Below are 6,564 nucleotides of genomic sequence, written 5' to 3'. Positions count from 1 at the left end.
GGAAGAAAAAGAATCTGTATTAACTAACTATAGTAATAACTTTGTAGAGGAGGGATTGGCTTTTTATGTTTCCCAGACAGAAAATGATGATTTAGTCGCCTTTAATCGTTTCCGTAATACTGATTTAATGGGGGGTTATATTTATGCAGGAGAGGCGGAAAGTGAGGCGATTCGATCGAACTATCCTCAGTTTATTGAGGAAGGTGTTGCCTTTTATGCCTACGGTGCAGGTTCACAAATGACTGATAGTATTACTCGTTTTCAAAGTAGTGGGGGAGGAGCGTATCTTTATACCGCACAACCAGAAACCCAAAGTGTAATTACTAATTATGCCAATAGTTTTAACCTTGAAGGTATCGCCTTTGAGGCTTGGTTAGCTTAGTTTTGATATTGAAAGGGTATTAGTAATTAACAATTAACAATTAACAATTCAAATCTTCCCCTATTCACTATTCACTATTCACTATTCACTATCAACTATTCACTATTCACTATTCACTATTCACTATCAACTATTCACTATCAACTATTCACTATCAACTATTCACTATCAACTATTCACTATTTACCGTTGAATTTGAAAACCTTTTGCTTCTAACTGTTTATATAAACTATCAATCATCAATCGATCGAGAGTAGCTTGTATATTATCTTTAGGAGTATTTTTAGCGATATAATCCAATCTTTTTTGGGCAAGTTCAGCAATTTTAGCTTTAATTTGCTCTCTTTTGAGCATCATTTCATCCACAATTTTTCTTATTTCAGCAGAGCTTAAAGAGCGTAAATTTTCAGGTAAAGTAGTTTTATCAACACTGTTTAAATCTACCCCATTTTCTGCCACTCCATCCACTAAATCCCAACTAGAATTACGATAACTACTTGTTGCTTTAGCTTCACTTCGAGCTAATCCAGCCGAAGGATTTGGGCTAGAAAAAGCATTCATATCTTGTGCTTGTTGCCTTTCAAAACTCGCCCTTCCTTGATTACCATAGGGGATATAAGTATCATTTAATTCTTGATTTAATCGAGCAATTTCCCCATCATAAGGAGTGGGAATTACGACAACTTTTTCATCTTGATTCAAATTAAAAAAATTCCCCTTGCCTTGACTCGCCCCCATTGCCCAAAGATTACTTTCTGTATTTTCTGATTCTCCACAATAAATAGTATTAACAATTATGTCTTTTTGAGTAGCAGAATTAATGGCTTTTTTCCAATCCACAGTACCTTGATCAAAAGGCTCATTTCCTGCGATAAAAATTACTCGAAAATCTTGGGGATTATTGCTCCATTTTAACTCATTAACTGCTGAATTAATAACCCATCCTGCGTATTCTTGTCCGCCATTAGTTTGGATACTAAACAAATTTTCTGAAACTTTATCCAAATCTGTAGAAAGTTCATTTAACATTCGATTAAAGCCTTCTGCTGATGGTAAACTATTATTGCCATAGTGATAAAGAGACACTTGAAAAACAGGAATTTTACCATTTTTTCTGACTTTAGAAACAGCGTTAATAACTGACCAAATTTGAGTGCGAGTTTGCTCAATTAAACCATCCATACTATTACTAGAATCTAGCAAAATTGCCACTTGAATTTTTGGTTGATTATCTGTGACATTATTTTGAATTTGGGCTATATTTTCTGGCAGTTTATTATCAATAATTTCGCCATTTTTAATATTGGCTTTCGCATAAATATTATTAGCTATAACAAAACAAAAATAAGCCCCTAATGTGATGAATAAAATATTAAATTTTTTCATGATGTAAATTCCTCTTTGAGAATTTTTGTTAAAAATAAAACGGCTCTTCTACAGTAGTTATGATAATGTGTACTTTTTGAAACAACAAAGCACTACTTTTAACGATCGAATCATCTAATATCTCTAGTGTACACAATATCTATAATTTTTTATTGTTCTTTGGCGATAATTTCCTGTAAAATGGGAGAGAGTTCCTTATTTAATTCCCCCTTTAAAATTAATTCTGCATAAGTATCCGCCTCAATATTAAGTAAATTTTCCTTTAATTTTTTTATAGAAATAGTTTTAAATTCGGGATTTTTTTGCTGTAAATCTACTATTTTTTCCTTGATATTTTCTAGTTGCCCTTCAATCAACTTTTGTTCATAACCATAAAATTCAGGATCAATTTCAGGAGTTTTATCAAGGGGAATAGATTTTAAATAATCCAAGACTTTATTTAAGGCAAATCTTCGGGCTAATAATTCAGAATACTCCTGTTTAAGGACTTGATTGCCAATTAAATTTAACTTCTCTAAAAATAATTTAGTGCTTAAACCTTGTACTAATAAAGTGAATAAAACTACCCCGAAAACTGTTTCAATTACTTCTTGACGTTGAGATAAAATTGTGGGTACACTTAAAGCCAATGCAATGGAAACTGAACCTCTTAAACCGCTCCACCAAAGAATAGTTTGTTCTCGTAAATTAACATCATTGACTGTGATTAAATTGCTAATATAAGATAAAGTAAAAATGGCAATAAATCTCGTGGTAACTAAAGCAATAATTGCCACAAAAATCACATCTAAATGAGTGATTAAATCAGCAAAATTAATCTGATCACCTATTAATAAAAAGATGATAGAATTAACTAAAAAGGCGAGAAATTCCCAAAACTCAGAAACGACTAAACGGGTGCGGGGATTCATGCCAATTCTTGAGCCAAAATTGCCCAAAATTAAGCCCACTACCACAACTCCAATTACCCCAGAACCTCCTAATTTTTCTGTTACTAAATATACCCCATAAGCGGAGACTAATGTTAATGATTGTTCTACTAAGGGTAAATCAAATCTTTGGGTTAAATAAGAAATTCCAAAGCCGATTAATAAGCCGACAGCAGTTCCAATGCCGACAAAAGTGGTAAATTGAATAATAGAATCAGTAAATGAAAATGTATCTTGTCCGAGGGGTATTCCTACCAGTAAAATGAAAGCAACAACGGCAACACCATCGTTTAATAAACTTTCCCCTTCTAACAAAGTTGTTAGTTTTTTACTAGCACCTAATTCCCTAAATAATGCTACCACAGCAACGGGATCACTTGCCGATAAACTTGCCCCTACCAAAAGTGCGATCGAAATGGGCATAGAAGTAAAATGACTTAGGGAAAAAGAAACCCCTATGATGCAAATAATTACCCCAATGGTAGCGAAAAGAATCACAGGGAGAAAATTCTTTTTTAACTCCTCCCATTTGATATTCCATGCCGCTTCAAATAATAATGGTGGTAAAAATATTTCTAAGATTAATTCAGGAGATAAATCGACTAATCTAATATTAACAAATGCCAATCCTAAACCCACTATTACTAAAAGTAAAGTGTAGGGAATTTGTCGAAACCAACTAGAAAAACGAGAGATAGTAGCAACGGATAAAGAAACAGATAAAACAATCAAAAACTGTTGCAAATTTTCTTCAATAGAAATCTCTGCGAAAAAAGTATTTAAAGTTAAATCACTGATAGTTAAGAGTTGATGAAGTGAAGAAGCCATATTAAGCCTATAACTTTAATTGAACCATTGCATTTTATCAAACTTTATGAAACTTTGAGAGTTTTGCACCTACGGATAAGTTATAATACAAAGTAGCTTACTTTATCATCGTTTTCTTTCCCATGACAAACAACCATCAAGATAACCTCGAAAAATTTATTGCCTTTTGTCAACAACACATTACAGGGCAAGAAAGGAAGGAAGCCCAAATATTTCTCGATCGATTCTTTCAGGCTTTCGGTTATGATGGTGCATTGGAAGCAGGTGCAAAATACGAAGAAGCCATAAAAAAGGGTAGTAAAAAGAAAAATACTGGCTTTGCGGATTTAGTCTGGAAACCCAAGCTACTGATTGAGATGAAAAAGCGAGGGGAAGACTTATCGAAACATTATGCCCAAGCCTTTGAATATTGGTCAAGACTTGTACCCGATCGACCTCGTTATGTGATATTATGCAACTTTGATGAATTTTGGATTTTTGACTTTGACTTACAATTAGATGAACCTGTAGATACAGTTTCGATCGAAGACTTAGGCAAACGCTACTCTGCCTTTAACTTCATGGCAAGGGTAGAAAGTAAACCCATCTTTAATAACAACCAAGTTGACGTTACCGAAAAAGCAGGAAGACGACTAGGGGAATTATTCCAAATCCTCCAACAAAGACTTAATTTTCGTACCCCTACCCCCAATTCTGGGGGAGAGACAACGGAAAAAGTCCCCACTCTTGGGGATTTAGGGGCAAACAATCTCTCCCATTCTCAAGGAAATCGCCCCCCTACCCCCAATTTTGGGGGAGAGACAACAGAAAAAGTCCCCACTCTTGGGGATTTAGGGGCAAATCCTATCCTCAAAATCCAACGCTTTATCCTCCAATGCGTCTTGGCAATGTTTGCCGAAGACAGAGGATTATTACCCGATAGCCTCTTTTTGCGTTGCGTAGAAGAATGCTTAGAAGGTGCGAGTAGTTACGATATATTAGGAGGTTTATTCCGTGAAATGAATCATCAGGGAGTCACTCCTGCCGGAAAATATCAAGGAGTGGAATACTTTAACGGTGGTTTATTTAGTATAGTGGATTCGATCGAACTTACCAAGCCAGAATTAGAGATATTGGCAACCGTTGCAAGGCAAGACTGGAGTAAAATTCGCCCTGCCATTTTTGGTAACATTTTTGAAGGTACAGTTAACGCTAAAGAGAGACATAGCTACGGGATGCACTACACTTCCGAAGCGGATATTATGAAAATTGTACGCCCGACTATTAGTAAATATTGGGAGGAATTAATCGACAGTGCAAATACCGTTAAAGAATTAACTAATTTACAACTTAAATTACAAGAATATAAAATACTCGATCCTGCCTGTGGTAGTGGAAATTTTCTCTACGTTGCCTATCAAGAATTAAAGAGAATTGAGCAATTATTATTAGACAAAATTAAGGAGAAAACTAAGGGTAAAAATCAACAAATTAATATCAGTTTTGTTACTCCAAATCAGTTTTATGGTATGGATATAAACCCCTTTGCGGTAGAGTTAGCAAAAGTTACTTTAATGATAGCTAGAAAAGTAGCTATTGACAAGTTTAATTTAACCGAACCTGCGTTACCTTTAGACAGTTTAGATAACAATATTATTTGTACAGATGCTTTATTTACAGACTGGATAAAAGCCGATGCAATTATCGGAAATCCTCCCTTTTTAGGCGGAAAACAGATAAGAAAAGAATTTGGAGATGATTATGCAGAGAAAGTTTATCGTAAATTTAAAGAAGTAAAAGGGCAACCTGATTTTTGTGTTTATTGGTTTAGAAAAAGTCATGATAATTTAGGTAAAAATCATAGAATTGGGTTAGTAGCAACTAATTCTATTTCTCAAAATATTGGACGTGATGCGAGTTTAGATTATATAGTAAATAATAATGGTTATATTTATGAAGCATTTACTCATCAAAAATGGTCAGGAGATGCAAAAGTTTATGTAAATATAGTCAATTGGTGTTATGAAAAACCAACAGAATATTATTTGAATAATCAATTAGTTAAACAGATAAATTCTTCCCTGACAATTTCTGTTGATGTGAGTCAAGCACAAAAATTAAATAGTAACAAAAATTTAGCTTTTAAGGGTGTTTCTCCTTGTGGAAAAGGTTTTATTATCACGGAAAAAGAGACTCAAAAATGGATTAATCAAAATAGTATTTATCAAAGAGTTATTAAGCCTTTTTTAGATGCCAAAGATTTAGCCAGAAATCCTAATGGAAAACCTAGCCGATGGATTATCGATTTTGATAATTTAACTTTAGAAGAAGCAAGTAACTATCCTTTAGCTTTTGAAAGAGTGAAAAAAACAATTCCCGAAGAAAGGAAAAATAATCGTAATGAAAAATTAAAAGTTAATTGGTGGCAATATGAAGGAAATCGCTTAAATATGAGAGATGTTATCAAAAATTTATCTTTTTATTTAGCTATTCCTAGAGTGTCTAAATGGTTTATTTTTTTACCCATTAATAGTGAGATATTACCTTCTGATTTAACGGTTATTGTTGCTTCGGATGATTTTTATATTTTAGGTATTTTAACATCAAATATCCATCGTCTTTGGGTTAAGGCTCAAAGTTCAACTTTAGGGGAAACTTTAAGATATACTAATACCACTTGTTTTGAAACATTCCCATTTCCCACTTGCCCCCATGCCCCCAATTCTGGGGGAGTCAGGAAAGAAAAAGTCCCCAATTTTGGGGATAAAGGGGCAGTAAAAATTATGCAACAAATAAGGGATAAAATGATAGAATTACACGATTATAGAACAGAACAAATGAATAAAAAATCATGGGGAATTACTCAGTTATATAATGCTTTTTTTAATGAGCCTAGTAGTAAATTATATCAACTCCATCAACAGTTAGATAAGTTAGTAATGAAAGCCTATAATTTCGATGAAAATGGGGATATTTTAGAGCAATTATTAAACTTAAATATAGCTATTTCTAAAAGAGAAAATTAATGATCCATTTTATTACAGAAAAAAACTAAGTAAA

At 33.5% G+C, this 6,564-nt stretch carries 3 protein-coding genes and 1 pseudogene; 2 read left to right on the top strand and 2 right to left on the bottom strand.

Going from position 1 to position 6,564, the window contains the following annotated elements; genetic code table 11:
* Positions 1–382: pseudogene (locus tag ACN4EE_RS02095) on the top strand (peptidylprolyl isomerase); the annotation flags it as partial.
* Positions 383–565: 183 nt separating this feature from the next.
* Here ACN4EE_RS02095 and ACN4EE_RS02090 read toward each other — a convergent pair.
* A complete protein-coding gene (locus ACN4EE_RS02090) occupies positions 566–1,768 on the bottom strand; it encodes a VWA domain-containing protein (protein WP_431704740.1) in 1,203 nt (400 codons plus the stop codon).
* Positions 1,769–1,917: 149 nt separating this feature from the next.
* Complete coding sequence (locus tag ACN4EE_RS02085) at positions 1,918–3,525, bottom strand: Na+/H+ antiporter (RefSeq protein WP_431704739.1); 1,608 nt, start codon at positions 3,523–3,525, stop codon at positions 1,918–1,920.
* A gap of 122 nt (positions 3,526–3,647) precedes the next feature.
* Between ACN4EE_RS02085 and ACN4EE_RS02080 the strand changes: the two genes are divergently transcribed.
* Positions 3,648–6,530 carry a DNA methyltransferase gene (locus ACN4EE_RS02080; RefSeq protein ID WP_431704738.1) on the top strand — a complete coding sequence of 961 codons (2,883 nt, stop codon included), beginning with the start codon at positions 3,648–3,650 and terminating at the stop codon, positions 6,528–6,530.
* Positions 6,531–6,564 lie beyond the last annotated feature (34 nt).

The sequence above is a fragment of the Geminocystis sp. CENA526 genome, assembly GCF_050753365.1.
In the GTDB taxonomy this organism is placed as follows: domain Bacteria; phylum Cyanobacteriota; class Cyanobacteriia; order Cyanobacteriales; family Cyanobacteriaceae; genus Geminocystis.
The sequence above is the reverse complement of the archived record's forward strand: the minus strand, read 5'-3'. Positions and strand labels throughout refer to the sequence as shown.